Source organism: Streptomyces sp. NPDC091281, assembly GCF_044757425.1.
Taxonomy (GTDB): Bacteria; Actinomycetota; Actinomycetes; order Streptomycetales; family Streptomycetaceae; genus Streptomyces.
In genome coordinates, this window is sequence record NZ_JBIVUY010000014.1 from 92444 (window position 1) to 116523 (window position 24080).

A 24080-nucleotide genomic window follows, 5' to 3' on the forward strand; every position below is an offset into this window, starting at 1 on the left:
CGACCGGCCGTACCGGTCCCCGCCGGTTCCCCGAGCACCAGAAAGGTGTGAGCGTCCGCCCATGGGCGAGCCTCCCAGTACCCGACGCCTTCGACGTCGCGCGATCCTCCCCGCCCTGTCCGATCATGGGACGGAGGTGAACCGATGATCGAAGTACTCCTTCTGCTGGTGGCGATCCTGCTGTCGCTCGCGTGCGGTGCGTTCGTCGCCGCGGAGTTCTCCCTGACCACCGTCGAACGCGGCGAGCTGGAGCGGGCCGTCGAGCGCGGCGAGCGCGGCGCGGCCGGGGCCCTCAAGGCCGTGCGCCAGCTGACCTTCCAGCTCTCCGGCGCCCAGCTCGGCATCACCGTCACCAACCTGGTGGTCGGCATGCTCGCCGAGCCGTCGATCGCCAAGCTGATCTCCGGTCCGCTGGAGGCGGTCGGGCTGTCGTCGGGCGCGGCGAGTTCCCTCGCCCTGGTGCTGGGCACGGCCCTGTCGACGGTGTTCCTGATGGTCGTCGGCGAGCTGGTGCCGAAGAACTGGGCGATCTCCACCCCGCTGGCCGTGGCCAAGCGGGTCGGCAACGCGCAGCGCTGGTTCAGCGCCGCGTTCCGCCCCTTCATCACGCATCTCAACAACACCGCCAACCGGGTGGTGCGCCGCTTCGGCCTGGAGCCCGCCGAGGAGCTGGCCACCGCGCGCAGCCCCCAGGAGCTGGCGGCGCTGGCCCGGCACTCCGCCAAGGAGGGCGCCCTGGAGGCGGACACCGCCGAGCTGTTCGTCCGCACACTGAACCTGGCCGACCTGACGGCGGAGAACGTGATGACCCCGCGCGTCCAGGTCATCGCCCTCGACGCGCAGGCGACCTGTGAGGACGTGGCCAACGCGACGCGCGCGACGGGCCTGTCCCGCTTCCCGGTGTTCCGGGGCAACCTCGACACCGTCGTCGGCACCGCGCACATCAAGGACGTCCTCGCGGTCCCCGGCGACCGCCGCACCCGCGTCCCCGTCGCGGAGATCATGCGCGAACCCCTGCTGGTGCCCGAGTCGCTGACCGTGGACCGGCTGCTGGACCGGCTGTCGGGCCGGCGGACGATGGCCGTCGTCATCGACGAGTACGGCGGCACCGCGGGCGTGGCGACGCTGGAGGACATCGTCGAGGAGGTCGTCGGCGAGGTCCGCGACGAGCACGACCCGCACGAGTCGCCCGACCTGGCGCGCGCGGGCGTCGACGACGACGGGCGCCGCCTGTTCTCCGCCGACGGCGCCGCTCGCACCGACCAGCTCGCCCGCGTCGGCCTGCGCGCCCCCGACGGGCCGTACGAGACCCTCGCCGGGCTCGTCGCGACCGAGCTGGGACGCATCCCGGCCGTGGGCGACACCGTCGAGGTGGACGGCTGGCGGATGGACGTCGTGGACGCCTCCGGACGCCGCGCCGCCCGCGTCCTGCTGCACGCGCCCCTGCCCCACGACGACGAGGAGGACGGCGACGCCCGGAGCGGCGGGAGCGGTGCGGGCCGGGCCGACGGCGCGGCGAGCGCCGTACGGGAAGGCCCGGGGGACGGGAAGGGCGGTTCCGTGAGGAGCGGTCACAGGAGCGGTCACAGGAAGAGCGGCGCCGTGCAGAGCAGTGATGTGCGGAGCCAGGCGGAAGGGGCCGACCGATGACCGTCGTCCAGTTGCTGATCGGCCTGGCGACACTCGTCGTCAACGCCTTCTTCGTCGGCGCCGAGTTCGCGCTGATCTCCGTACGCCGCTCGCAGATCGAGCCGTACGCCGAGCAGGGCGACCGGCGCGCCAAGAGCGTGCTGTGGGGCCTCGAGCACGTGTCCGCGCTGATGGCCGCCGCCCAGCTCGGCATCACGCTGTGCACCCTGGTCCTCGGCGTGGTCGCGGAGCCCGCGATCGCGCACCTGCTGGAGCCGGTGTTCCACGCGGTCGGCGTGCCGTCCGGCGCGGGCCACGCCGTGTCCTTCGTGATCGCGCTGTCGCTGGCGACGTATCTGCACATGCTGCTCGGCGAGATGGTGCCGAAGAACATCGCGCTCGCCGAGCCGGTGCGGACCGCGCTGCTGCTGGGGCCGCCGCTGGTGACGCTGTCGCGTGCGCTGCGGCCGGTGATCTTCACCATCAACGCCTTCGCCAACGCGTTGCTGAAGCTGCTGCGGATCGAGACGAAGGACGAGGTCACCGCCACGTTCTCGGACGCGGAGCTGGCGCAGATCGTGCGGGACGCCGGGGAAGCCGGGCTCCTCGACGACCGGGCCCAGGAACGGCTGCACGACGCCCTGGAGCTGGGCAGCCGCCCGGTGCGGGACGTCGTCCTGCCACTGGAGCGGGTCGTCTACGCGCGCGTGGGCGTCACGCCCGACGAGCTGGAGCGGCTGGGCGCCGAGTCCGGGTTCTCCCGGTTCCCGGTGGTCGACGAGGGCCGCCGGATCGTGGGCTACCTGCACGTGAAGGACGCGCTGGACGCCTCGCCGCGGGACACCGCGTTCCCGGTGACGGAGCTGCGGCCCATCGCGCGCGTACGGGAGACGACGCCGCTGGACGACGTGCTCACCGCGATGCGCGGCAGCCGCACCCACCTCGCGGCCGTCCTCGGCTCCGACGGGCGGCTCGCCGGGGTGGTGACCATGGAGGACGTGCTGCGGGAGCTGTTCGGACAGCCCGAGCCCGCGTAGGCGCCTGGGCGCGCGTGGACGAGGGCCGGGGGCGGTCTGCATGGTGGCCCGGGGCGGTGGTCGGCACGGCGGCTGTCCCCCGGACCGGGGCCCCGGAGGCCGACCGACCGTCGGGTATGTGCTTCGGGTTACCATCTCAGACGCCATGCAGACGAACACCACACCCCCGTACTCCAGCCTGGTCGCGGTCGGCGACTCCTTCACCGAGGGCATGTCGGACCTGCTGCCCGACGGCACCTACCGCGGCTGGGCGGACCTGCTCGCGGGCCGGATGGCCGCCCGGACGCCCGGCTTCCGCTACGCGAACCTGGCGGTGCGCGGCAAGCTCATCGGCCAGATCGTCGACGAGCAGGTGCCGGTCGCCGCCGCGATGGGCGCCGACGTCATCACCCTGGTCGGCGGGCTCAACGACACCCTGCGCCCCAAGTGCGACATGGGGCGGGTGCGCGGGCTGCTCACCGAGGCCGTGGAACGGCTCGCGCCCGCCTGCAAGCAGCTCGTGCTGATGCGCAGCCCCGGCCGTGACGGTCCGGTGCTGCAACGCTTCCGGCCGCGCATGGAGGAGCTGTTCGCCTGCGTCGACGACCTCGCCGTCCGGCACGGCGCCCTCGTCGTCGACCTCTACGGCGCGCCGTCCCTCGCCGACCCCCGGATCTGGGACGTCGACCGGCTGCACCTCAACCCCGAGGGCCACCGCCGGGTCGCGGAGGCGGTGTGGCAGGTCCTCGGCCACGAGGCCGAGGACACCGAGTGGCGTACGCCGATGCCCGCCACCCTCCCGCCGGGCTGGGCGGCCCGCCGCATCGCCGACGCCCGCTTCACCCGGCAGTACCTCGTGCCCTGGATCAGCCGCCGCCTCACCGGCCGCTCCTCGGGCGACGGCCTGCCCGCGAAGCGCCCCGACCTGCTGCCGTACGACGTCGACCCGACCCCGCCGGTGGAGTGATTGGCGCGGACTCGGCGGTGACGGGCGCGGACTCGCCCGCCCGGCCCCTCCCCCGGTGCCCCCGGATGCGGGCGGGGCGACGCCCGCCGAGGCTGGGGGCATGGAATCCGTACCGTGTGTCGTCGTCTATCCGCCGGGCTCCGACGGCGGGCGCCGGGTGCGGGCCGGCGCCCACTTCCTGGGGATGGCGTACGGCCTGCTCGACGTGGTCGAGTTCCTGCGCGAGGCCGGGACGGACCTCGCGCGCGGCCCCGGCGGGGACGATCCGGTCGAGGAGGAACGGTCGGTGGCGGGGTCCGAGCTGATCGAGTGGCGCGGCGGCGGGCCGGACGTGTGGGGCCCCACCCCCGGCTGACCAGGGCGACCGCCCGTCCGGGCGCCGGGACGCCGCCGTACGGGGGTCCCGTACGCGCCCGGTAGACTCCCTGCACGTGACTTCCGCTCCCGCCAAGCCCCGTATCCCCAACGTCCTCGCCGGACGCTACGCCTCCGCCGAGCTGGCCACGCTCTGGTCGCCCGAGCAGAAGGTGAGGCTGGAGCGTCAGCTCTGGCTCGCCGTGCTGCGGGCCCAGCGTGACCTCGGGATCGACGTGCCGGAAGCGGCGATCGCCGACTACGAGCGCGTCCTCGACACCGTCGACCTGGGCTCCATCGCCGAGCGCGAGAAGGTCACGCGGCACGACGTGAAGGCGCGGATCGAGGAGTTCAACGACCTCGCCGGGCACGAGCAGGTCCACAAGGGCATGACCTCCCGCGACCTCACCGAGAACGTGGAGCAGCTCCAGATCCGGCTCTCGCTGGAACTGGTGCGCGACCGTACGGTGGCGGTCCTCGCGCGGCTGGCGAAGCTGGCGGGCGAGTACGGCGAGCTGGTCATGGCGGGCCGCTCGCACAACGTGGCCGCCCAGGCCACCACCCTCGGCAAGCGGTTCGCGACCGCCGCCGACGAACTCCTCGTCGCGTACGGCCGGGTCGAGGAACTGCTCGGGCGCTACCCGCTGCGCGGCATCAAGGGCCCCGTCGGCACCGCCCAGGACATGCTCGACCTGCTGGGCGGCGACGCCGGGAAGCTGGCGGAGCTGGAGCAGCGGATCGCCGGACACCTCGGCTTCTCGCAGGCGTTCACCTCGGTCGGCCAGGTCTACCCCCGCTCGCTCGACTACGAGGTCGTCACCGCGCTGGTGCAGCTGGCGGCGGCGCCGTCCTCGCTGGCGAAGACGATCCGCCTGATGGCCGGGCACGAACTGGTCACCGAGGGCTTCAAGCCGGGCCAGGTCGGCTCCTCGGCGATGCCGCACAAGATGAACACCCGCTCCTGCGAGCGCGTCAACGGCCTCATGGTGATCCTTCGCGGCTACGCGTCGATGACCGGCGAGCTGGCGGGCGACCAGTGGAACGAGGGCGACGTGTCCTGCTCAGTGGTGCGCCGGGTCGCGCTGCCGGACGCGTTCTTCGCGCTCGACGGCCTGCTGGAGACGTTCCTGACGGTCCTCGACGAGTTCGGCGCGTTCCCGGCCGTCGTCGCCCGTGAGCTGGACCGCTACCTGCCGTTCCTCGCCACCACCAAGGTCCTCATGGGCGCGGTGCGGGCGGGCGTGGGCCGCGAGCTGGCCCACGAGGCGATCAAGGAGAACGCGGTGGCCTCCGCACTGGCCATGCGCGAGCGGGGCGCCGAGCGCAACGAACTGCTCGACAAGCTCGCCGCCGACGACCGCATCCCCCTGGACCGCGCCCGGCTCGACGCCCTGATGGCGGACAAGCTGTCCTTCACCGGCGCGGCCGCCGACCAGGTCGCCACCGTCGTCGCCCGCGTCGAGGAGATCGTCAAGCAGCGCCCGGAGGCCGCCGGGTACACCCCCGGAGCCATCCTCTGACCCGCTTCACCCGCGCCGAACTGGAGGCCGCCCGCGACCGCGTCGTCCCCGACGTGGTGGCGGACGGCCTCCATGTGCTGTTCTGCGGCATCAACCCCGGCCTGATGACGGCCGCCACCGGCCACCACTTCGCCCGCCCCGGCAACCGCTTCTGGCCGGTCCTCCACCTGTCCGGCTTCACACCGAGGCTGCTCAAGCCCGAGGAACAGGGCGAACTGCCCGGACACGGGCTCGGCATCACCAACGTGGTCGCGCGGGCCACCGCGCGCGCCGACGAACTGTCCGCCGAGGAGTACCGCGAGGGCGGACGCCTCCTCACCGCCAAGGTCGCCCGCCTGCGCCCCCGTTGGCTCGCCGTCGTCGGCGTCACCGCCTACCGCGCCGCCTTCGACGACCGCACGGCCCAAGTGGGCCCGCAGGACCGGCTCATCGGCGACACCAGGATCTGGGCCCTGCCCAACCCCAGCGGCCTCAACGCCCATTGGACGACGGCGACGATGGCGGAGGAGTTCGCCCGGCTCCGGATCGCTGCGGGCGGGGAGGACTGAGGGGGCGCGCTGCCTGACGGGGCTCACAGCTCACGCGTCGCGGTGGCACAGGCGGTGGGCGGCCGGGGCGAGCACCGCCGCCGTCCACAACGCGGTCACCGCGAGGCCGCTCCACGGGCCGAGGGTGCCGTACGGGGCGCTGTGCAGGGCGACTTGGCCCGCGCGGTCGGGCAGCAGGTCGGCGAGGCCCGAGGAGAGGTCACCGACCACGAACGACACGATCAGCAGCAGCGGGGCGAGGATGCCGAGTGCGGCGGGCGCGCTGCGCAGCAGGGCCGTCAGTCCGGCCGCGAGCAGGGCCATCAGGGTCAGGTAGAGGCCACAGACGACGGCCGCGCGCAGGCCCGCCCCGGTGCCGAAGTCCCGCTCCCCCGACGCCGCTCCGGCGACCGCCAGTGCGGTGAAGCCGCCCGCCAGACCGGCGGCGAGGACGGACAGGGCGAGCGCGGTGAGCTTGGCGGCGAACCAGCGGCCCCGGCACGGCACGGCGGCCAGCGACACCCGCAGCGCGCCACCGCGGAACTCGGCCGCCATGACCGCCGTACCGAATCCGACCGCGGCGATCTGACCGAGGCTGACGCCGAAGAAGGCGGTGAAGAGGGGGTCGGCGGCGTCCGGGCCGTCGCCGCCGGAGTCCGCCGCGGCGAGGACCGAGAAGGCGACGGTGGTGAGGGGGACGGCCGCCAGGACGGCGAGCGCGGAGCGCAGCGTGCGGATCTTGAGCCACTCCGCGTGCAGCACGGGCGTGAAATCCATGGTCAGACCTCCTGGGGGCGGGCCGCGAACTCCGTGTCGGCGGCGGTCAGATCGAGATAGGCCCGCTCCAACGTGCCCGCCTCGGTGCTCAGTTCCAGGAGGGGCACGCGCGCGTCGGACGCGACGCGGCCGACGTCGTCCACGCGCGCGTCGTCCACCGTCCAGTGGCCGTCCTCGTGCGCCACGGCCGCGAGGCCGTGCCGGGCCAGGGCGGCGACGAGGGCGGCCGGGTCGGTGGTCCGGACGCGGACGCGGGGCCGGACGCGCGCGTCGACGAACTCCCGCAGCGGGGTGTCCGCGAGGAGGCGTCCCCGGCCGAGGACGACGAGGTGGTCGGCGAAGGACGCCGTCTCGTTCATGAGGTGGCTGGAGACCAGCACGGTGCGCCCCTCCGCCGCGAGGCGGCGCAGCAGCGCGCGCATCCAGACGATGCCCTCCGGGTCCAGGCCGTTGGACGGCTCGTCCAGCAGCACCACCGCCGGGTCGCCGAGCAGGGCGGCGGCGACGCCGAGCCGCTGGCGCATGCCGAGGGAGTACGTCCGCACCCGGCGGCGGGCGGCTTCGCCGAGGCCGGTCTCGGCCAGGACCTCGTCGACGCGGCGCGCCGCGATCCGGTTGCTCGTGGCGAGGACGCGCAGGTGGTCGCGGCCGGTGCGGGCGCCGTGCGGGGCCTCGGTGTCGAGGAGGGCCCCGACGTGCCGGAGCGGGTCGCGCAGGGCGGCGTAGGGGCGGCCGTCGAGAGTGGCGGTGCCGGAGGTGGGCCGGTCCAGTCCGAGGAGAAGGCGCAGGGTGGTGGACTTGCCGGCGCCGTTGGGGCCGAGGAAACCGGTGACACGGCCGGGCGGCACCCGGAAGGTGAGGCGGTCGACGGCCCGGCGGGGGCCGTACTCCTTGGTGAGGTCGCGGAGGTGAAGGGTCGTCATGGCTCCACCCTGGCGGCCGCGCGGCGGGCGGTCCTCCCCCGTCGGCGGGGTCCGTCTCCCCCGCGCGGGGGAGGCCGTTGTCAGTGGCGGCTGCGACGCTGTTCCCATGGGCCGGACGCTGCGCCCGCTGCTGCGGGGGACGACGTACACACGACTGCTGCACCTGTGGGTGCCGATGCTGGTCGTGAGCGTCTGGCTGTTCGTCGGGCCCGAGCATCCGTGGGTGCCCGCGGTGGTGCTGGCGCCGCTCGGCCTGGTGCCCGCGGTGCGGGTCGGCGAAGGCGCGCAGGCCCGGCTGCTGCTGACCCCCGGTGTGGACGATCCGGGGTTCTCGGTGGCTCCGGCGCGGACCTGGCGGGACCGGCTGCGGACGGTGCTGTGGCTGGAACTCCGGCTGGCGCTGGGCGTGGTGACGGTGTGCGCGTGCGTCTGGCTGCCGATGGCCGCCGTCACGCTGGGGCAGCTCGCGGCCGGACGCCGGGCCACCGGCACACCGGTGCTGGAGCGGCTGGAGCCGCACGGCTGGCTGAGCCTGCTGGTCCCGGTTCCGCTGGTGGTGCTGTACGGGGCGGTGGTCGGCCTCGGTCAGGTGGTGACGGTCCTCGCGCGCGGGCTGCTCGGGCCGTCGGCGGCGGAGCGGCTCGCCGCCCTGGAGGAGCGTACGGACCGACTGCTGGAGCGCACCCGCATCGCGCGGGAGCTGCACGACTCCATCGGGCACGCGCTGACCGTGGCGGTGGTGCAGGCGGGCGCGGCGCGCGCGGCGGGCGACCCGGGGTTCACCGACCGCGCGCTGCACGCGATCGAGGAGACGGGCCGGGCCGCGCTGGAGGACCTGGAGCGGGTGCTCGGGGTGCTGCGGGAGGCGGAGCGACCGGTGTCCGCCCGGCCCACGCTGGCCGAGGCGGACCGCCTGCTGGAGTCGGCGCGCGCGTCCGGCGCGAAGGTCGACGCCGCGCTGACCGGGCCGCTGGAGAGTGTGCCGGGTCCGGTGTCCCGCGAGGGCTACCGCATCCTCCAGGAAGCCCTGACGAACGTGCTGCGGCACGCGGGCGCGGTGCCCGTGCGGGTCCGGATCGGGGTCGCGGGCGACGTCCTCGGCCTGGAGGTGAGCAATCCGCTGCCCGACGGCAGACCCGGGCCCGCCGACGGCAGCGGACTGCGCGGGATGCGCGAGCGGGCCGCGCTGCTCGGCGGGCGGGCTTCGACAGGGCCGGACGCGGGCGAGTGGCGCGTACGGGCGGAGCTGCCGGTGCGGTGATCCGGGGTGCGGCCGGGTCGCGGTCCGGGTCGAGCGGTCCGGGGTGTTCCGGCTGGGTGGTGCTGATCTAGGGTCTGTCGTTTGGATCATGCCGGCTTCGGGCCTCGGTGCCTGGTGAGTGCCGGTGAGCGGGGTGTGGTGCGTGCAGCTGCAAGGCGGAGGAGGGCGTCGACGCGGAGCGTCGGCAACCGACGACAACGCCGCCGGGGGTGCCCCCTCTGGGGGAGGGCGTGCCACACCCCGCGGCCCAGGCGTGATCCAAACGACAGGCCCTAGGGTGGCCGGATGTCCTTGACCGTGCTGCTCGTCGACGACGAACCCCTGGTCCGGGCGGGGTTGCGGGCTGTGCTGGAGGCCCAGCCGGACATCGAGGTGGTCGGTGAGGCGGCCGACGGGGCGGCGGTGATCCCGCTGGTGCGGCGGCTGCGGCCCGACGTGGTCGCCATGGACGTACGGATGCCGTTGATGGACGGGATCGAGGCCACGCGCGCGGTGCTGCGGACGGTTCCGGAGCCGCCGCGCATCCTCGTCGTGACGACCTTCGAGAACGACGAGTACGTGTACGGGGCGCTGCGGGCCGGGGCGGACGGGTTCCTGCTGAAGCGGGCCCGCCCGGCGGAGATCGTGCACGCGGTACGGCTGGTCGCGGAGGGCGGGTCCCTTCTGTTCCCTGCCTCTGTGCGGCGGCTCGCGGCGATGTACGCGGAAGCGGGCGACGGGGCGGGCACCAGGGAGGCGCGGGAGACGCTGGCGCGGGCCCGGCTGACGGAACGGGAGGCGGAGGTGCTGCGCCTGATGACGCGTGGGCTGTCCAACGCGGAGATCGCGACACGGCTCGTCGTCGGCACGGAGACCGTCAAGTCGCATGTGAGCGGGGTCCTGGCCAAGCTGGGGGCCCGGGACCGCACCCAGGCGGTGATCACGGCGTACGAGTCGGGGTTCGTGACGGCGGGCGGGGCGACGGGGTGAGCGACGGCCGGGCGCGGGGGCGCGGGACGCGTCGGGGCGTGGTGGGTGGCGGTGGTGTGACGGCCGCACTCGCCGGGGTGCGTCGCGCCGAGTACGATCCGCCCCACACGCGCACGAGCTGGGAGGACGGACGGTGGGGCGGCTGACCGGCGGGGACCCCTCGCTGTTGCGAAGGATCAACTCCGCGGTGGTGCTGCACGCGCTGCGTGCCGCCGACTGCGCGACGCTCACCGAGATCACCCGGGTCACCGGGCTGTCCCGGCCGACCGTCGAAGGGGTCGTGGAGGATCTCATGACCGCCGGTCTCGTGGTCGAGACGGTGGCGGAGGAGGGTGCCGCCCGGCGGCAGGGGCGGCCCGCGCGCCGCTTCCGGTTCCGGGCGGAGGCCGGTCATCTGCTGGGCCTGGAGATCGGTGCCCATCGGGTGGCCGCGCTCCTGGCCGACCTCGACGGCCGGGTGCTGGGCGCGCAGGCCAAGGAGGTCGACGAGACGGCCCCGGCGGACGAGCGGCTGGAACGGCTGCGGACCGCCGTCGCGGAGCTGCTGCGGCGGGCGGGTGTCCCGCGCAGCTCGCTGCGGGCCGTCGGCGTCGGGACGCCGGGCATCGTCGAGGCCGACGGGACGGTCCGGCTGGGCACCGCGCTGCCCGAGTGGACGGGGCTGCGGCTGGGCGAGCGGCTGAGTCGGTCCTTCAAGTGCCCGGTGCTGGTCGAGAACGACGCCAACGCGGCGGCCGTCGCCGAGCACTGGAAGGGGTCCGCGACCGAGTCCGACGACGTGGTGTTCGTGCTCGCGGGCCTCAGCCCCGGCGCGGGCTCCCTGATCGGGGGGCGGCTGCACCGGGGGTACGGCGGGGCGGCCGGTGAGATCGGCGCGCTGCACCTGCTGGGGCGCGGGGTGACGCCCGAGACGCTGCTGTCCACCACCGACGAGCCGCTCCACCCGCTCGACGAGCAGGCCGTCGCCGAGGTGTTCGCCCAGGCCCGCAAAGGCGACCCTCGGGCGCGGGAAGCCGTGGAGCGGTACATCCAGCGGCTCGTCCACGATGTCGCCGCGCTCTCCCTCGCCCTCGATCCCGAGCTGGTCGTGATCGGCGGCTGGGCGGCCGGTCTGGACGGCGTGCTGGAGCCGCTGCGGCGGGAGTTGGCCCGCTACTGCCTGCGCCCGCCCAAGGTCGCCCTCTCCCTCCTCGGCGAGGCGGCCGTCGCCACCGGCGCCCTGCGGCTCGCCCTGGACCACGTGGAGGAACAGCTCTTCGCGGTCGAGAGCACGGTGACGGGGAGCCCGGCGGTGGGGCGGGGCTGACGGCTCGGCCGAAGGGGGGACGGCTTCGCCGGGGCCGGTGCCCCCGCACGCCCGCGGCCCCGCTCCGCAGGCCGTTCAGGGGGCTGCGGAGCGGGGCCGGGGGTGGTGGGGGGGAAGGTGGGGCGTGGGGGTCAGGAGGCCTGGCGTTCCGGGCCGTGGTGGATCTCGACGGCGCCCGACGCGCCGAAGGTGAGGCGGCAGGTGTCGGCGCGGTAGGTGGCCACGGAGAGCGCGGCGGTGCGGCCCTCGGCGTGGAAGCGGGTGGTGACGACGAGGACCGGCGCGCCGGGGAGGCGGTCCAGTTCCTTCGCGTCGTCGGCGCTCGCCGAGCCCAGCTCCACCGCGCGGTCCTCGTGCTCCAGCTCCAGGCGCTGCACCTCGCGCAGCACCGCCCGCGCGCGGGCGGGCCCGGCCGGGGCGTCGATCGCGGGGAGGTCGGGCACCGACTCCTGCGGGACGTAGAGGAGTTCGGCGGCGACGGGCTGGCCGTGGGAGACGCGGGAGCGGCGCACCATGTGCACCGGCTGGTCGCGCGGGACGCCGAGGGCGAGCGCGACGGCCGCCGGCGGGGGCGCGAGCACGCAGTCCACCGGGTCCCACAGGTCGTCCGCGGCGCCGGGCCAGGTCTGCCGCTCGGTGCCGACGTCGACGCCGACGCGGGGCGGCGCGACCGTGGTGCCGACGCCCCGGCGGCGCTGGAGGCGGCCTTCGAGTTCGAGCTGTTCGAGCGCCTGGCGGAGCGTGGCGCGCGCGACGCCGAAGCGCGCGGCGAGATCACGCTCGTTGGGGAGGATCTCCCCCACCGTGAACTCGGACTCCAGTGCCTCGGTCAGCACGGTCCGCAGATGCCAGTACTTCGGTTCCGGTACCGATTCCAGTTGCGTGGTCCCCACCCTGTCCTCCGCAATCGCCGTGGTACGGCGGCGTTTTCGCGCCCTTGTTTATTAAAGGTTGTTTCACTTCTCAGCGACGATAGGGCGCCCCCCACCCTTGGTCAAGACCAATCCTCGGCCGTGCGGGGGAGCGTCGGGGAGTGCCGACGGAAAGCGTTCACTGTGCGTTTGCACTCGGCTGTTTTCGTGACATCACGGCAAAGCCCCCTTCGTGAAAGAAGGGGGCTGTGGGCCGGGCGGCGTCCGTGGGGCCCCGGGGGAACGGCCGGAATGCTACGGAGCGAGGGCGCGCAGCTTGTCGGGGTTGCGGACGACGTAGACGGTGCGGACCTGTCCGTCGGCCACGTCGAGCTGGAAGACCGTGTCGGGGCGGTCGCCGGACAGGACGAGGACGGCGGGGCCGCCGTTGACCTCCAGGAAGCGGAAGGTGAGGCCGTCCAGGGACTTGCGGACGGCGCCGACGAGGAAGCGGGCCACGTGGTCGGCGCTCTCCAGCACCCGCAGCGGCGCCTTGGCCTTGCCGCCGCTGTCGCCGACGAGGCGCGCGTCCGGTGCCAGCAGGGCCATCAGCCCGGCCAGGTCCCCGTCGCCCGCCGCGGCGAGGAACCGCTCGGTCAGCGCGCGGCGCTGGGCGGGGTCGACGTCGTAGCGGGGGCGGCGCTCGTCGACGTGGCGGCGGGCGCGTCCGGCGAGCTGGCGCACGGCGGACTCGGAGCGGTCGAGGACGGCGGCGATCTCGGCGAAGGGGTAGCCGAACGCCTCGCGCAGCACGAACACGGCGCGTTCCAGGGGCGAGAGGGCTTCCAGGACGACCAGGACGGCGAGGGAGACGGAGTCGGTGAGGACGGCGCGTTCGGCGGTGTCCTGGACGGTGTCGCCGAAGTCGGTGACGTAGGGCTCGGGGAGCCACGGGCCGACGTAGGCCTCGTTGCGGGTCCGGATGCGGGCCAGCCGGTCCAGGGCGAGGCGGGTGGTGACGCGGACCAGGTAGGCGCGGGGTTCGCGGACGTCGGAGCGGTCGGCGGCGGACCAGCGCAGCCAGGCGTCCTGCACCACGTCCTCCGCGTCGGCGACCCGGCCGAGCATGCGGTAGGCGACCCCGAGCAGGAAGGCGCGGTGTTCTTCGAAGACGTCGGTGGCGGTGGTGTCCGTGGTCACGGGTCCATCCCATCCCGGTGCGTCCGGCCGTGTCCAGGGGGCGCCACGGCACCGGGGGCTACCGGCGGGTAGCAATTGCTGACAAGCTGTCTCCGCGGGCCGGGCGCCCGGCCCGCGCCCCGTTTCCGACGCCCGGACGCCCCGCGCGCGCGTACGCCGCCGCCCGGCGGTCCGGGCCTCCGCCGCCCAGACGAGGAGCCCGCATGTCCGCCACCGTCTCCTTCCCGGTTCCCGGTCCGCGCGGGCCGCGGTCCGTCACGCTGTCCTACGCGCGCGTGGGCCGCGGCGAGCCGCTGCTCCTGCTGCACGGGATCGGGCACCACCGGCAGGCCTGGGACCCGGTGGTGGACATCCTCGCCACCGAGCGCGAGGTGGTCGCGGTGGACCTGCCCGGCTTCGGCGTCTCGCCGCCGCTGCCGGACGGGCTGCCGTACGACCTGGCCACCACCGGCGCGGTGTTCGGCGCCTTCTGCGAGGCCCTGGAGCTGGGCCGTCCGCACGTCGCGGGCAACTCGCTCGGCGGGCTGATGGCGCTGGAACTGGGCCGCGAGAAGCTCGTACGGTCCGTCACCGCCCTCTCCCCCGCCGGGTTCTGGACGGAGGGCGAGCGGCGGTACGCGTTCGGCGTGCTGATGACGATGCGGCGGATCGCCGGGCGGATGCCGCTGCCGCTGGTGGAGCGGCTGGCCCGGTCGGCGGCCGGTCGGACCGCGCTCACCAGCACCATCTACGCCCGCCCGGCCCGGCGTTCACCCGAGGCGGTGGTCGCCGAGACGCGGGCGCTGACCGGGGCCACCGGGTTCGAGCAGACCCTCGCGGCCGGGGGCGGCGTGCGGTTCACCGAGGACGTCCCCGGCATCCCCGTCACGGTGGCCTGGGGCAGCCGCGACCGGGTGCTGCTGCGCCGCCAGGGCGTGCGCGCCAAGCACACCATCCCGCACGCCCGGCTGGTGCGGCTGCCCGGCTGCGGCCACGTCCCCATGAACGACGATCCCGCGCTCGTCGCGCGCGTGATCCTCGACGGCAGCCGCTGAGCGGCGTCCCGCCCGGCTCAGCACTCCGCTCCCCAGGGCGACTCCGGCCCCGACCAGGGCGCTGCCGACGGCCTGCCCTGCGCCGTAGGAGCCGGTGCCGACCAGGGGCGCGGTGGCCGCGGCGGCGACCGGGATCAGACCGGAGAAGAGGGTGGCGCGCTCCGCGCCGAGCCGCTGCATGCCCAGGTACCAGCAGAGGAAGCCGACGACGGTCGCGAGCAGCGCCTGCCACAGCAGGGCGGCCGTCTCGCCGCCGTCCGGCAGGCGCAGCCAGGCGCGGCCGTCGAGGAGCACGCCGATCGCCGCCGCCTCGACGGCGGCGATGCCGCACACGACGGCGGACAGCAGCCGGGGGCCCAGCAGGCTGAGCACGGGTGGGGCGAGCACGGCGAAGCCGACCTCGCCCGCGAGCGCGCACACCGACCAGAAGAGGCCCGCGCCGTCGGTACGGCCCCAGCCCTGCACGGTGAAGGCGCCGACCGCGACCAGCGACGCGCCGTACAGGACGGTCCGGCGGGGGCGGCGGCGCACGCTGAGCGGGACGAGCACGGCGACGACGACGGGCGCGCAGCCCACGAGGACGCCCGGCACGGCGGGTTCCGCGGACTGTTCGGCCGCGATGATCGCCAGGTTGAAGCCGACCATGCCGACCGCCGCGAGCAGGGCGAGGCGGCCCCAGAGCCTGGGCGAGAGCCGCCGCAGCCCGGCCGCCGCGCCATGACCGACCAGGGGCAGCAGGAGCAGGCAGGCGGCGCCGTAGCGGAGGGCCTGGCCGCCCGCCCAGGGGTAGTCGCCGAGCACGCTGTTGGCGGTGAAGGAGGCGCCCACGAGGACGCAGGCGAGCGCGGCGAAGAGGGAGCCGCGCGTGGTCGTGGCGTTCATACGGACCACGCTAGGAAGCCGGGCGGTCTGGTCTAAGGTCCACTTCCATGACGCCATCGGGGACCAATCCAGGCCGGAACGAGCCATTCCGGGGGCGGGAAAGCGCCTCCGGGGCCCCTGCCGAGACCGATTCCGGAGGTTCCGCTTCCTGTTCCGCTTCCGGTTCTGCTTCCGCGGCCGACCGGGGTGGCTACGGTGCCGACGGGGGCGGTGGCGGGGACGGTGCGGGCGCCGGTGGGTCCCCCGCCTGGGAGGTGCTGCTGCCCGCCGCCGGGGCGCCCGCGCGGTCGCGGGGGCGCGCGCTCCAGGAGGCGCTGCGGGACGCGGTGCGCTCGGGGCGGCTGACGCGGGGCACCCGGCTTCCGTCCAGTCGGGACCTCGCCGCCGACCTCGGGGTGTCGCGCGGGCTGATCACGGAGGCGTACGAGCAGCTCACGGCCGAGGGGTATCTGCGCAGCGGCCGGGGCGCCGGGACCTGGGTGGGCGGGGCCGCGCCCGCCGCGCCGCCCCGCGCCCGCGATCTCGCGCCCCGCTCCCCCGGCGCGCGGGCCGACTTCGTGGCCGGGACGCCCGACCTGTCGCTGTTCCCCCGGACGGCGTGGGCCGCCGCGCAGCGCGCGGTGCTGGCCGACCTCCCCCACCGGGACCTCGGCTATCCCGACCCGCGCGGGCTGCCCCGGCTGCGGACCGCGCTGGCCGGGCTGCTGGCCCGGCGGCGGGGCGTGGTGGCCGACCCGGAGCGGATCGTGGTCGTCTCCGGGGTGGCCCAGGCGACGGCGCTGCTGGCGCTGGCGCTGCGCACGCGCGGGATCGACGCGGTCGGCGTGGAGGACCCGGGCAGCCCGCAGCACAGCGGCCTGTTCGCGGCGGCGGGCGTCACCGCCGTACCGCTGCCGCTGGACGGGGAGGGGCTGGCGCCGGGGGCGCTGCGGGCGTCGGGGGTGCGGGCCGTGATGACCACGCCCGCGCACCAGTTCCCCACCGGGCTGGCCTACTCGGCGCGGCGGCGCACCCGGTTGCTGGACTGGGCGCGGGCCGTGGACGGCTTCGTCGTGGAGGACGACTACGACGGCGACTTCCGCTACGACCGGGCGCCCGTCGGCGCCTGGCAGGGCCTGGACCCGGAGCGGGTGGCGTACGCGGGCTCGGTGAGCAAGTCCCTCGCGCCGGGGCTGCGGTTGGGCTGGCTGCTGGTCCCCGAGGCGCTCGCCGACGAGGTCGTGGACCGCAAGCGGACGATGGACCTCGGCCACCCCTCCCTGGACCAGGCGGTGTTCGCGCGGTTCGTGGAACACGGCGACTACGACCGGCAGTTGCGTCGCTGCCAACGCGCCTACCGGGAACGGCGGGACGTGCTGGTCGCCGCGCTCGCCGAGCACTTCCCCGGCGCGCGGGTCACCGGCATCGCGGCCGGACTCCACGTCATCGCGGCCCTCCCGGCGCGGTACGGGCCCGAGGCCGGGTTCGCCGAACGGGCGGGCGCGGCGGGCGTGTCGGTGCGGACCCTGCGGGAGTACGGGCACGCGGCGGCGGCCGGTGCGGACGACGCGAGCGGAGGCGTCGGCGTAAGCGGGGGGAACGGTGGCGGCGAGGGCCGCGCAGGCCGTGGGGGCGGCCGTGGGGGCGAGGTGCGGCTCGTCCTCGGTTACGCCCATCTGGCACCCGCGCGGATCAGGGAAGGGGTCCGGCTGCTCGCGCGGGCGGCCGACCCGGACCGGACTTTGTAGACGGCAAGTGGGCCGCGTACGGCGGCGGTTGTTCACTCGTGGTTCGCGTGGGCGCCGCCGAGGGCCCGTAGGTGTGGCGGTGCACACCGGCAGGTTCCCGTCACTGGAGGCCCACCATGTCCGAACGCCCGCTCCCCGGACGCCGCGGCGTGCTGCGCGGCTCGCTCGCCGCGTCCGCGGCGCTGACTCTGCCCGCCGCCGCGGGAGCCACCGCCCTCGGCGCGGCGCCCGCCCTCGCCCTGTCCGGGCGGCCGCGCGCCGCCTGGGGCGTGCAGACCGGTGACGTGACCGCCGACTCCGGGCTCGTGTGGGTGTGCGCGGACCGTCCGGCCCGGATGATCGTGGAGACCTCGGCGACCGAGTCGTTCCGCAGACCGGTCCGGCTGCGGGGCCCGCTGCTCGGCCCCGGCACCGACTTCACCGGGACCACCCGGCTGCGCGGCCTGCCCTCCGGGCGGGAGATCCACTACCGCGTGCTGCTCGCCGACCCGGACGACCCGCGCCGCACGGGCGAGCCGGTGACCGGCAGCTTCCGCACCGTGCCGGAGCGGCGCCGCGACGGGGTGCGGTTCGTGTGGTCGGGCGACCTGGCCGGTCAGGGCTGGGGCATCAACCCGGAGCTGGGCGGCTACCGGATCTACGACGCGATGGCCCGCCTCGACCCGGACTTCTTCCTGTGCAGCGGCGACAACGTGTACGCCGACGGCCCGCTCACCGCGAGCGTGCCGCTGCCGGACGGGCGGACCTGGCGGAACGTGACCACCGAGGAGAAGGCGAAGGTCGCGGAGACGCTGGCCGAGTTCCGGGGCAACTTCCGCTACAACCTGCTGGACGCGAACCTGCGGGCGTTCAACGCGCGCGTGCCGTCGATCGTCCAGTGGGACGACCACGAGGTCACCAACAACTGGTATCCGGGCGAGATCCTCACCGACGCCCGCTACACCGAGAAACGCGTCGACGTGCTCGCGGCGCGCGCCCGGCGGGCGTTCTCCGAGTACTTCCCGATCTCCACGCTGCGCCGTCCGTCCGGGCGGGTGCACCGGGTGCGGCACCACGGGCCGCTGCTGGACGTGTTCGTCCTCGACATGCGCACCTACCGCGACGCCAACTCGCCCGGCACCCGGCCCGTCGACCGCCAGGGCATCCTGGGCCGGGAGCAACTGGAATGGCTGAAGCGGGAGTTGTCCCGGTCCCGGGCGGTGTGGAAGGTGATCGCGTCCGACATGCCGCTCGGTCTCGTCGTCCCGGACACGGGCGACGGGCAGCCGAACATCGAGGCGGTGGCGCAGGGCGATCCGGGGGCGCCGCTCGGCCGGGAACTCCAGATCGCGGAGCTGCTGCGGTTCGTCAAGCACCGGCGGATCACCGGCACGGTGTGGCTGACGGCCGACGTCCACCACACGTCGGCGCAGCACTACGACCCCGCGCGGGCCGCGTTCAAGGACTTCGCGCCGTTCTGGGAGTTCGTGTCCGGTCCGCTCAACGCGGGCGCCTTCCCGGCGAGCGCGCTGGACGGCACGTTCGGCCCGGAGCGGGTGTTCGTGAAGGCGCCGACGGTGGCCAACGTGTCGCCCGCCGAGGGCTACCAGTTCTTCGGCGAGGTCGACATCGCCGGCGACAGCGGGGAGCTGACGGTGCGGCTGCGCGAGCAGGACGGCACGGTGCTGTTCACCCAGGTGCTCCAGCCGGGGCGCGTCGGGCAGTAGAGCGGGGGCGGTCGCGCGTCGGGGAGGGGACCGGGCGGCCGCCTCAAGATCGTAAAAGAGTCACCACCCTGAGCAAATGAGACAAATGCAGCCTTTACCCATCGGTCACAGACCGTTCGTGATCACGCAACACCGTTCCTTCACAGTGGCCGCATGAGTCGAGACATGTCTGATGTGACGCGGTCGAGAAACGGCCGCCCCGTCCACCACTGGCGGCGGGACGTCGTGGAGCTGGCCGCGCTGTTCACGGCGGTCGCGGTGGCCGACGTGGTGGCGAACCTCGTGGGCCACGGCCCCGACGGGCCCGGCCTGCTGGCCGTCTCCGCCGCCGCCCTCGCCGCCACGGCGGCGTTCCACGTGTGGTGGTCACGCCGTCACGGCCACGCCCCGCCGACGGGTGATACCGGCGCCCGGCCCGTCTCCCCCGCGGAGCAGGCCGGGCCGTCGGAGTCCGCCGGGCGGCCGGGGCTGCCCGGCGGCCCGGCGGAGAGCACCCTGTGGCGGATGCGGACGACGGTGCGGGACACGCCCGGCTCGCTGGCCGCGCTGTGCACGGCGCTGGCCGAGCACCGGGTCGACATCCTCAGCCTCCAGACCCACCCGCTCGGCACCGACACCGTGGACGAGTTCCTGCTCCGCGCCCCCGCCCCGCTGGTGGGCGCCGACATCGGTCGGGCCGTGGCCCGCGCGGGCGGCGGCGGGACCTGGATCGAGCGGGCCGACGCCCACGACCTGGTGGACGCCCCGACCCGGATTCTCGACCTGGCCACCAGGACCGCCCTGGACGCGGCCGAACTGCCTTTGGCGCTGCGCCAGTTGCTGGGCCGCTGCACGATCCGCTCGCTGCCCGCCCCGGCGCGGGAGGCCGCCGGGCGCGCTCCGTCCGGTGTGCCGGTGGAGGGCGTCCTGGAGGACACCGTGATGCGGCTGCGGGCGCCCGAGGGCGGCGTGATCACCGTCGAGCGGCCGTATCTGCCGTTCACCCCGACCGAGTTCGCGCGGGCCCGCGCCCTGGTGGAGCTGGACGCCCGGCTCGGCCCGCGGGTCCCGCGCGGCCAGGACGTGCTGACGCTGCCGGAGGGCAACGACATCACGGTGCGCCGCGCCGACCCCGGTGACCTGGCGGCGGCGAAGGAGATGCACGAGCGGTGCTCGGCGCGCACCCTCGGCCTGCGCTACCACGGGCCGGTGGGCGACGCCGACCGCTACCTCAACCACCTGCTCAGCCCCCGTTTCGGCCGCACCCTGGCCGTGCAGTCGCCGTCGGGGCGGATCGTCGGCCTCGGGCACCTGCTCTGGGACGGGGACGAGACGGAGGTGGCGCTGCTCGTCGAGGACGCCTGGCAGCGGCGCGGCATCGGCTCGGAACTCCTCGGCCGCCTGGTCGCCCTGGCCGCCGAGGCGGGCTGCGACAGCGTGTACGCCGTGACGCAGGCCGCCAACACCGGCATGGTCGCCGCGATGCGCGGACTGGACCTCCCCCTCGACTACCAGATCGAGGAGGGCACCCTCGTCATCACCGCCCGCCTGGAACGGACCGGTTCGCCGTCGGCGGCACCGGGGGTGTCCGGCGCCCCGGGCGGCGGCGGGAGCGCACGGGACTGAGCGGGACCGTACGCGAGCGTACGGGGCTGAGCGGGAGCGTACGGGACGGGCGGCGGACCGTTCCGTACGGCGGCACGGCATGAGGGGCCCGGCGGTACGCGACCGCCGGGCCCCTCGTGCCTGTGCGTCCGGCGCCGCCCCCGTCAGGCCGGGCGTCCCCCGGCGAGGACCTGCCCCGCCGCGCCCGCGGCCCCGACCGCCGCCGCGTCCCCCGGCAGCGCGCCGAGTGCCGTGTCGAGGTCGGCCCACAGGTCCGCCGCGTCCTCCAGCCCCACCGACATGCGCAGCAGCCGGTCGCTGACCCCGGCGTTGCGGCGGTCGTCGGCGTCGACGACGCGGTGGCTGATGGACGCCGGGTGCTGGATGAGGGAGTCGACGCTGCCGAGGCTCACCGCGGGGGTGATCAGGCGGACGCCCGCGATCACCTCGTGCGGGTCGCCGTGCGTCTCGAAGGCGATCATCGCGCCGCCGATCCGCGGGTGGTGCACGCGCGCCACGCGCGGGTCGGCGCGCAGCCGGGCGACGAGGTCGGCGGCGGTCGCGGAGGCGGCCCTCACCCGCACCGGGAGCGTCGACAGGCCGCGCAGCAGCAGATAGCCGGCCAGCGGGTGCAGCACCCCGCCGGTCGCGAACCGGACCCGGCGCAGCACCCCGGCGAACTCCTCGTCGCAGGCCACGACCCCGCCGAGGACGTCGCCGTGGCCGCCGAGGTACTTGGTCGCGCTGTGCAGCACCAGCCGGGCGCCCTGCTCGGCGGGGCGTTGCAGGACCGGGGTGGCGAAGGTGTTGTCGGCGAGCAGCGGCACCGAGCCGCAGGCGTGGGCGACGGCGCGCAGGTCGACCTCGGCGAGGGTCGGGTTGGCCGGGGACTCGACCATGACGAGGCCGGTGTCCGGGCGCAGGGCGTCGGTGATCCCGGCCGGGTCGGTCCAGGTCACCTCGGTGCCGAGCAGCCCGGCGGTGAGGAGGTGGTCGCTGCACCCGTAGAGCGGGCGGACGGCGACGACGTGCCGCAGGCCCGTCGAGGCGCGCGCCAGCAGCACCGCGGTGAGGGCGGCCATGCCGCTGGCGAAGGCGACGGCGCTCTCGGTGCCCTCCAGGCGGGCGAGCGCGGTCTCGAAGCGGGCCACGGTCGGGTTGCCGAGCCGCCCGTAGACCGGCGGGCCGTCGGGCTCGGCGCCGGTCGCGGCGAACGCGTCGATCCGGGCCGCCTCGCCGCGGCTGTCGTAGGAGGGGTAGGTGGTGGACAGGTCGATCGGCGGGGCGTGCAGGCCCTGCCGCGCCAGGTCGTCGCGCCCGGCGTGCACGGCCTCGGTGGCCAGTGCGCGGGGGGCTCCGGACGGGCGTACGGCGTCGTACGCGGGCGTGCTCGCTGCGGCTGAGTCCATGGACGGCAGAGTGAACACCGAGCGGTTCCGGTGGGAAAAACACCGTGCTACGTTCGGCCGATGGCCGAATCCGTCGTACTCGATCCGGTGGACCTGCATCTGCTGCGGGTGTTGCAGAACGACGCCCGGACCACCTACCGCGACCTCGCCGCGCAGGTCGGGCTCGCGCCGTCGACCTGCCTGGACCGGGTGACCCGGCTGCGGCGGTCCGGGGTGATCCTCGGGCACCAGCTGCGGCTCGATCCGGCCAAGCTCGGGCGCGGCCTCCAGGCGCTGCTGTCGGTCCAGGTCAGGCCGCACCGGCGGGAGCTGGTCGGCCCGTTCGTGGAGCGCATCCGGGCCCTGCCGGAGGCGCTGACCGTGTTCCACCTGACCGGTCCCGACGACTACCTGGTCCATGTGGCGGTCGCCGACATGGCCGACCTCCAGCGGCTGGTGCTCGACGAGTTCACCGCCCACCGCGAGGTGGCCCGGGTCGAGACGCGGCTGATCTTCCAGCAGTGGGACTGCGGTCCGCTGCTCCCGGCGGCGCCTCCCGGCCCCCCGCATCCGGTGGCGGCGCCTCCGGTTCGCCCGGTTTCCGGACCGAAGACTTCGGGACAGACACCGTGACGTGCGACGTCGTCCCGTAAGAAGATGGTGTTCATGTCAGAGACGTCCCCCACCCTCAGTCCCCTGCCCCGTGCGGTAGCCGACGCCTACGTCGACGCCCTCATCGCCCTCGACCCGGTGACCGGCACCTTCCTCGGCGTCCCGGAGAGCTCCAGCCGGCTGCCCGACCTGTCCCCCGCGGGTCAGGACGCCCTCGCCGGGCTCGCCCGGGACACCCTCGCCCGGCTCGACGAGGCGGAGCGCGCGCCCGGCGCCGACCGTGACGTCGAGCGCCGGTGCGCACGCCTGCTGCGCGAGCGGCTGACCGCGTTCCTCGCCGTGCACGAGGCCGACGAGGGGCTGCGCGCCATCGGCAACCTGGGGACCCCCGCGCACGAGCTGCGCGAGGTGTTCACCGTGACGCCGACCGCGACCGACGCGGACTGGGCGGCGATCGCCGAGCGGCTGCGCGCCGTCCCCGCCGCCGTGGCCGGTTACCGCGAGTCCCTCGCCCTCGGCCTGGAGCGCAAGCTGTACGGGCCGCCCCGCCCCACGGCGACCTTCGTCGCGCAGCTCACCGAGTGGACCGACACCGACGGGTCGGGCCGCGGCTGGTTCGAGGACTTCGTCACCCCCGGCCCCGAGGCGCTGCGCACCGAGCTGGAGGAGGCGGCCCGCGCCGCCACCGCCGCGTTCGCCGCCCTGCGCGACTGGGTGCGCGACGTGTACGCGCCGACCGTCGAGGGCGCCCCGAACACCGTCGGCCGGGAGCGGTACGCCCGCTGGTCGCGCTACTACAACGGCACCGACCTCGACCTCGACGAGGCGTACGCCTACGGCTGGGCCGAGTACCGGCGGCTGCGCGCCGAGATGGAGCGCGAGGCGGAGAAGATCCTGCCCGGCGCGGCGACCCCGTGGGAGGCGCTGGCCCACCTCGACGCGCACGGCACGCACATCGAGGGCGTCGACGAGGTCCGCGACTGGCTCCAGGGGCTGATGGACCGGGCGATCACCAACCTGGACGGCACGCACTTCGAACTCGCCGAGCGGGTACGGGCGGTGGAGTCGCGGATCGCCCCGGCGGGCAGCGCGGCGGCCCCGTACTACACGCCGCCGACGGAGGACTTCTCCCGGCCCGGCCGCACCTGGCTGCCCACCATGGGCCAGACCCGGTTCCCCGTCTACGACCTGGTCTCCACCTGGTACCACGAGGGCGTTCCCGGCCACCACCTCCAGCTCGCGCAGTGGGTGCACGTCGCCGCCGACCTCTCCCGCTACCAGGCCTCGGTGGGCATGGTCAGCGCCAACGCCGAGGGCTGGGCGCTGTACGCGGAGCGGCTCATGGACGAACTGGGCTTCCTGGAGGACGCGGAGCAGCGGCTCGGCTACCTCGACGCGCAGATGATGCGCGCGGTGCGGGTCATCGTGGACATCGGCATGCACCTGGAGCTGGACATCCCGGCCGACTCGCCGTTCCGTCCGGGCGAGCGGTGGACGCCGGAGCTGGCCGAGGAGTTCTTCGGCGCGCACAGCAGCCGGCCCGCCGACTTCGTCGTCAGCGAGCTGACCCGCTATCTGACCATCCCCGGCCAGGCCATCGGCTACAAGCTGGGCGAACGGGCCTGGCTGCTGGGCCGGGAGCGGGCGCGCGAGCGGCACGGCGCGGACTTCGACCTCAAGTCCTGGCACATGGCGGCCCTTTCGCAGGGGTCGCTGGGGCTGGACGACCTGGTGGAGGAGTTGTCGCGGCTCTGAGCCGGACGGGCCCCGCGCGGGGCCGGTGAGGCCGGGCTCCCGGGGCGCCCTTCGAGGCTCCCGGGGCGCCGCTCGACGTCCTGGGAGCCCCG

The 24080-nt window shown here is 75.1% G+C and carries 20 protein-coding genes and 1 pseudogene; 15 read left to right on the forward strand and 6 right to left on the reverse strand.

Annotated elements, in window-relative coordinates:
* The first annotated feature begins 144 nt into the window (after positions 1-144).
* The 6 genes from ACIQPQ_RS30725 (at position 145) to mug (ending at position 6034) form a co-directional block, all read left to right on the forward strand.
* Positions 145-1650 (forward strand): hemolysin family protein, encoded by a 1506-nt coding sequence (locus ACIQPQ_RS30725; protein WP_401310205.1) that lies wholly within the window; start codon positions 145-147, stop codon positions 1648-1650.
* Complete coding sequence (locus ACIQPQ_RS30730; RefSeq protein ID WP_401310208.1) at positions 1647-2666, forward strand: hemolysin family protein; 1020 nt, start codon at positions 1647-1649, stop codon at positions 2664-2666. The genes ACIQPQ_RS30725 and ACIQPQ_RS30730 overlap by 4 nt, the downstream gene beginning before the upstream one ends.
* A 145-nt stretch (positions 2667-2811) precedes the next feature.
* Positions 2812-3612: an SGNH/GDSL hydrolase family protein gene (locus ACIQPQ_RS30735; protein ID WP_401310211.1), complete on the forward strand. Its 801-nt coding sequence runs from the start codon at positions 2812-2814 to the stop codon at positions 3610-3612.
* 100 nt (positions 3613-3712) lie between these two features.
* Entirely contained in the window at positions 3713-3967 is a 255-nt protein-coding gene (locus tag ACIQPQ_RS30740; RefSeq protein WP_383771058.1) for a hypothetical protein, read from the forward strand.
* Positions 3968-4043: 76 nt separating this feature from the next.
* The gene (gene purB / locus ACIQPQ_RS30745) at positions 4044-5486 is read left to right on the forward strand and encodes an adenylosuccinate lyase (protein WP_401310215.1); all 1443 of its coding nucleotides are present in this window, start codon (positions 4044-4046) and stop codon (positions 5484-5486) included.
* Positions 5483-6034, forward strand: a complete 552-nt coding sequence (mug, locus tag ACIQPQ_RS30750; RefSeq protein WP_401310861.1) for a G/U mismatch-specific DNA glycosylase — start codon at positions 5483-5485, stop codon at positions 6032-6034. The genes purB and mug overlap by 4 nt, the downstream gene beginning before the upstream one ends.
* 30 nt (positions 6035-6064) lie before the next feature.
* Here mug and ACIQPQ_RS30755 read toward each other — a convergent pair whose 3' ends face one another.
* Both ACIQPQ_RS30755 and ACIQPQ_RS30760 read right to left on the reverse strand, forming a co-directional pair.
* Entirely contained in the window at positions 6065-6790 is a 726-nt protein-coding gene (locus ACIQPQ_RS30755; RefSeq protein WP_401310218.1) for an ABC transporter permease, read from the reverse strand.
* A gap of 2 nt (positions 6791-6792) precedes the next feature.
* Entirely contained in the window at positions 6793-7713 is a 921-nt protein-coding gene (locus ACIQPQ_RS30760) for an ATP-binding cassette domain-containing protein (RefSeq protein WP_401310221.1), read from the reverse strand.
* A gap of 106 nt (positions 7714-7819) precedes the next feature.
* On the opposite strand from ACIQPQ_RS30760, the gene ACIQPQ_RS30765 reads away from it, so the two are divergent.
* The 3 genes from ACIQPQ_RS30765 to ACIQPQ_RS30775 all read left to right on the forward strand — a co-directional run bounded on the left by ACIQPQ_RS30765 (position 7820) and on the right by ACIQPQ_RS30775 (position 11249).
* The gene (locus ACIQPQ_RS30765; protein WP_401310224.1) at positions 7820-8974 is read left to right on the forward strand and encodes a sensor histidine kinase; all 1155 of its coding nucleotides are present in this window, start codon (positions 7820-7822) and stop codon (positions 8972-8974) included.
* A 285-nt stretch (positions 8975-9259) separates the two neighbouring features.
* Complete coding sequence (locus ACIQPQ_RS30770; RefSeq protein ID WP_401310227.1) at positions 9260-9943, forward strand: response regulator; 684 nt, start codon at positions 9260-9262, stop codon at positions 9941-9943.
* 133 nt (positions 9944-10076) lie between these two features.
* Positions 10077-11249: an ROK family transcriptional regulator gene (locus ACIQPQ_RS30775; protein ID WP_401310229.1), complete on the forward strand. Its 1173-nt coding sequence runs from the start codon at positions 10077-10079 to the stop codon at positions 11247-11249.
* 131 nt (positions 11250-11380) lie between these two features.
* On the opposite strand, the gene ACIQPQ_RS30780 is transcribed toward ACIQPQ_RS30775, so the two are convergent.
* Together ACIQPQ_RS30780 and ACIQPQ_RS30785 are read right to left on the reverse strand one after the other, a co-directional pair.
* A complete protein-coding gene (locus tag ACIQPQ_RS30780; RefSeq protein WP_401310231.1) occupies positions 11381-12142 on the reverse strand; it encodes a GntR family transcriptional regulator in 762 nt (253 codons plus the stop codon).
* A gap of 273 nt (positions 12143-12415) precedes the next feature.
* On the reverse strand, positions 12416-13300 hold the full coding sequence (locus tag ACIQPQ_RS30785; protein ID WP_401310234.1) for an RNA polymerase sigma-70 factor: 885 nt from the start codon (positions 13298-13300) through the stop codon (positions 12416-12418).
* Between the two features lie 203 nt (positions 13301-13503).
* Here ACIQPQ_RS30785 and ACIQPQ_RS30790 point away from each other — a divergent pair, with 203 nt between their 5' ends.
* Positions 13504-14334, forward strand: coding sequence for an alpha/beta fold hydrolase (locus ACIQPQ_RS30790; RefSeq protein ID WP_383771046.1), 831 nt, complete (start codon positions 13504-13506; stop codon positions 14332-14334).
* 45 nt (positions 14335-14379) lie between these two features.
* Here ACIQPQ_RS30790 and ACIQPQ_RS30795 read toward each other — a convergent pair.
* A pseudogene (locus tag ACIQPQ_RS30795) lies at positions 14380-15303 on the reverse strand (DMT family transporter); the annotation flags it as partial.
* Positions 15304-15470: 167 nt separating this feature from the next.
* Between ACIQPQ_RS30795 and ACIQPQ_RS30800 the strand changes: the two are divergent.
* From ACIQPQ_RS30800 to ACIQPQ_RS30810, 3 genes are all read left to right on the forward strand, one after another.
* Positions 15471-16943 (forward strand): PLP-dependent aminotransferase family protein, encoded by a 1473-nt coding sequence (locus ACIQPQ_RS30800; RefSeq protein WP_401310237.1) that lies wholly within the window; start codon positions 15471-15473, stop codon positions 16941-16943.
* A gap of 116 nt (positions 16944-17059) precedes the next feature.
* Positions 17060-18649, forward strand: a complete 1590-nt coding sequence (locus tag ACIQPQ_RS30805) for an alkaline phosphatase D family protein (protein ID WP_401310240.1) — start codon at positions 17060-17062, stop codon at positions 18647-18649.
* Between the two features lie 165 nt (positions 18650-18814).
* Positions 18815-20254 (forward strand): GNAT family N-acetyltransferase, encoded by a 1440-nt coding sequence (locus ACIQPQ_RS30810; RefSeq protein ID WP_401310243.1) that lies wholly within the window; start codon positions 18815-18817, stop codon positions 20252-20254.
* Between the two features lie 143 nt (positions 20255-20397).
* Here the strand turns inward: ACIQPQ_RS30810 and ACIQPQ_RS30815 are convergent, their stop codons facing one another.
* Positions 20398-21642, reverse strand: coding sequence for a trans-sulfuration enzyme family protein (locus tag ACIQPQ_RS30815; RefSeq protein ID WP_401310246.1), 1245 nt, complete (start codon positions 21640-21642; stop codon positions 20398-20400).
* Between the two features lie 60 nt (positions 21643-21702).
* On the opposite strand from ACIQPQ_RS30815, the gene ACIQPQ_RS30820 reads away from it, so the two are divergent.
* Both ACIQPQ_RS30820 and ACIQPQ_RS30825 read left to right on the forward strand, forming a co-directional pair.
* Positions 21703-22254, forward strand: a complete 552-nt coding sequence (locus tag ACIQPQ_RS30820) for an Lrp/AsnC family transcriptional regulator (RefSeq protein WP_401310249.1) — start codon at positions 21703-21705, stop codon at positions 22252-22254.
* 33 nt (positions 22255-22287) lie between these two features.
* Positions 22288-23988 carry a DUF885 domain-containing protein gene (locus ACIQPQ_RS30825; RefSeq protein ID WP_401310252.1) on the forward strand — a complete coding sequence of 567 codons (1701 nt, stop codon included), beginning with the start codon at positions 22288-22290 and terminating at the stop codon, positions 23986-23988.
* Positions 23989-24080 lie beyond the last annotated feature (92 nt).

Excerpts from the sequence above, each read along its gene's own strand:
- ACIQPQ_RS30790 (WP_383771046.1), top strand. The coding sequence starts at position 13,504 with ATGTCCGCCACCGTCTCCTTCCCGGTTCCCGGTCCGCGCGGGCCGCGG.
- ACIQPQ_RS30810 (WP_401310243.1), top strand. The coding sequence starts at position 18,815 with ATGTCTGATGTGACGCGGTCGAGAAACGGCCGCCCCGTCCACCACTGG.
- ACIQPQ_RS30755 (WP_401310218.1), bottom strand. The coding sequence starts at position 6,790 with ATGGATTTCACGCCCGTGCTGCACGCGGAGTGGCTCAAGATCCGCACG.
- ACIQPQ_RS30765 (WP_401310224.1), top strand. The coding sequence starts at position 7,820 with ATGGGCCGGACGCTGCGCCCGCTGCTGCGGGGGACGACGTACACACGA.
- ACIQPQ_RS30740 (WP_383771058.1), top strand. The coding sequence starts at position 3,713 with ATGGAATCCGTACCGTGTGTCGTCGTCTATCCGCCGGGCTCCGACGGC.
- ACIQPQ_RS30735 (WP_401310211.1), top strand. The coding sequence starts at position 2,812 with ATGCAGACGAACACCACACCCCCGTACTCCAGCCTGGTCGCGGTCGGC.
- ACIQPQ_RS30820 (WP_401310249.1), top strand. The coding sequence starts at position 21,703 with ATGGCCGAATCCGTCGTACTCGATCCGGTGGACCTGCATCTGCTGCGG.
- ACIQPQ_RS30805 (WP_401310240.1), top strand. The coding sequence starts at position 17,060 with ATGTCCGAACGCCCGCTCCCCGGACGCCGCGGCGTGCTGCGCGGCTCG.
- ACIQPQ_RS30825 (WP_401310252.1), top strand. The coding sequence starts at position 22,288 with ATGTCAGAGACGTCCCCCACCCTCAGTCCCCTGCCCCGTGCGGTAGCC.
- ACIQPQ_RS30725 (WP_401310205.1), top strand. The coding sequence starts at position 145 with ATGATCGAAGTACTCCTTCTGCTGGTGGCGATCCTGCTGTCGCTCGCG.
- ACIQPQ_RS30770 (WP_401310227.1), top strand. The coding sequence starts at position 9,260 with ATGTCCTTGACCGTGCTGCTCGTCGACGACGAACCCCTGGTCCGGGCG.
- ACIQPQ_RS30760 (WP_401310221.1), bottom strand. The coding sequence starts at position 7,713 with ATGACGACCCTTCACCTCCGCGACCTCACCAAGGAGTACGGCCCCCGC.
- ACIQPQ_RS30815 (WP_401310246.1), bottom strand. The coding sequence starts at position 21,642 with ATGGACTCAGCCGCAGCGAGCACGCCCGCGTACGACGCCGTACGCCCG.
- ACIQPQ_RS30730 (WP_401310208.1), top strand. The coding sequence starts at position 1,647 with ATGACCGTCGTCCAGTTGCTGATCGGCCTGGCGACACTCGTCGTCAAC.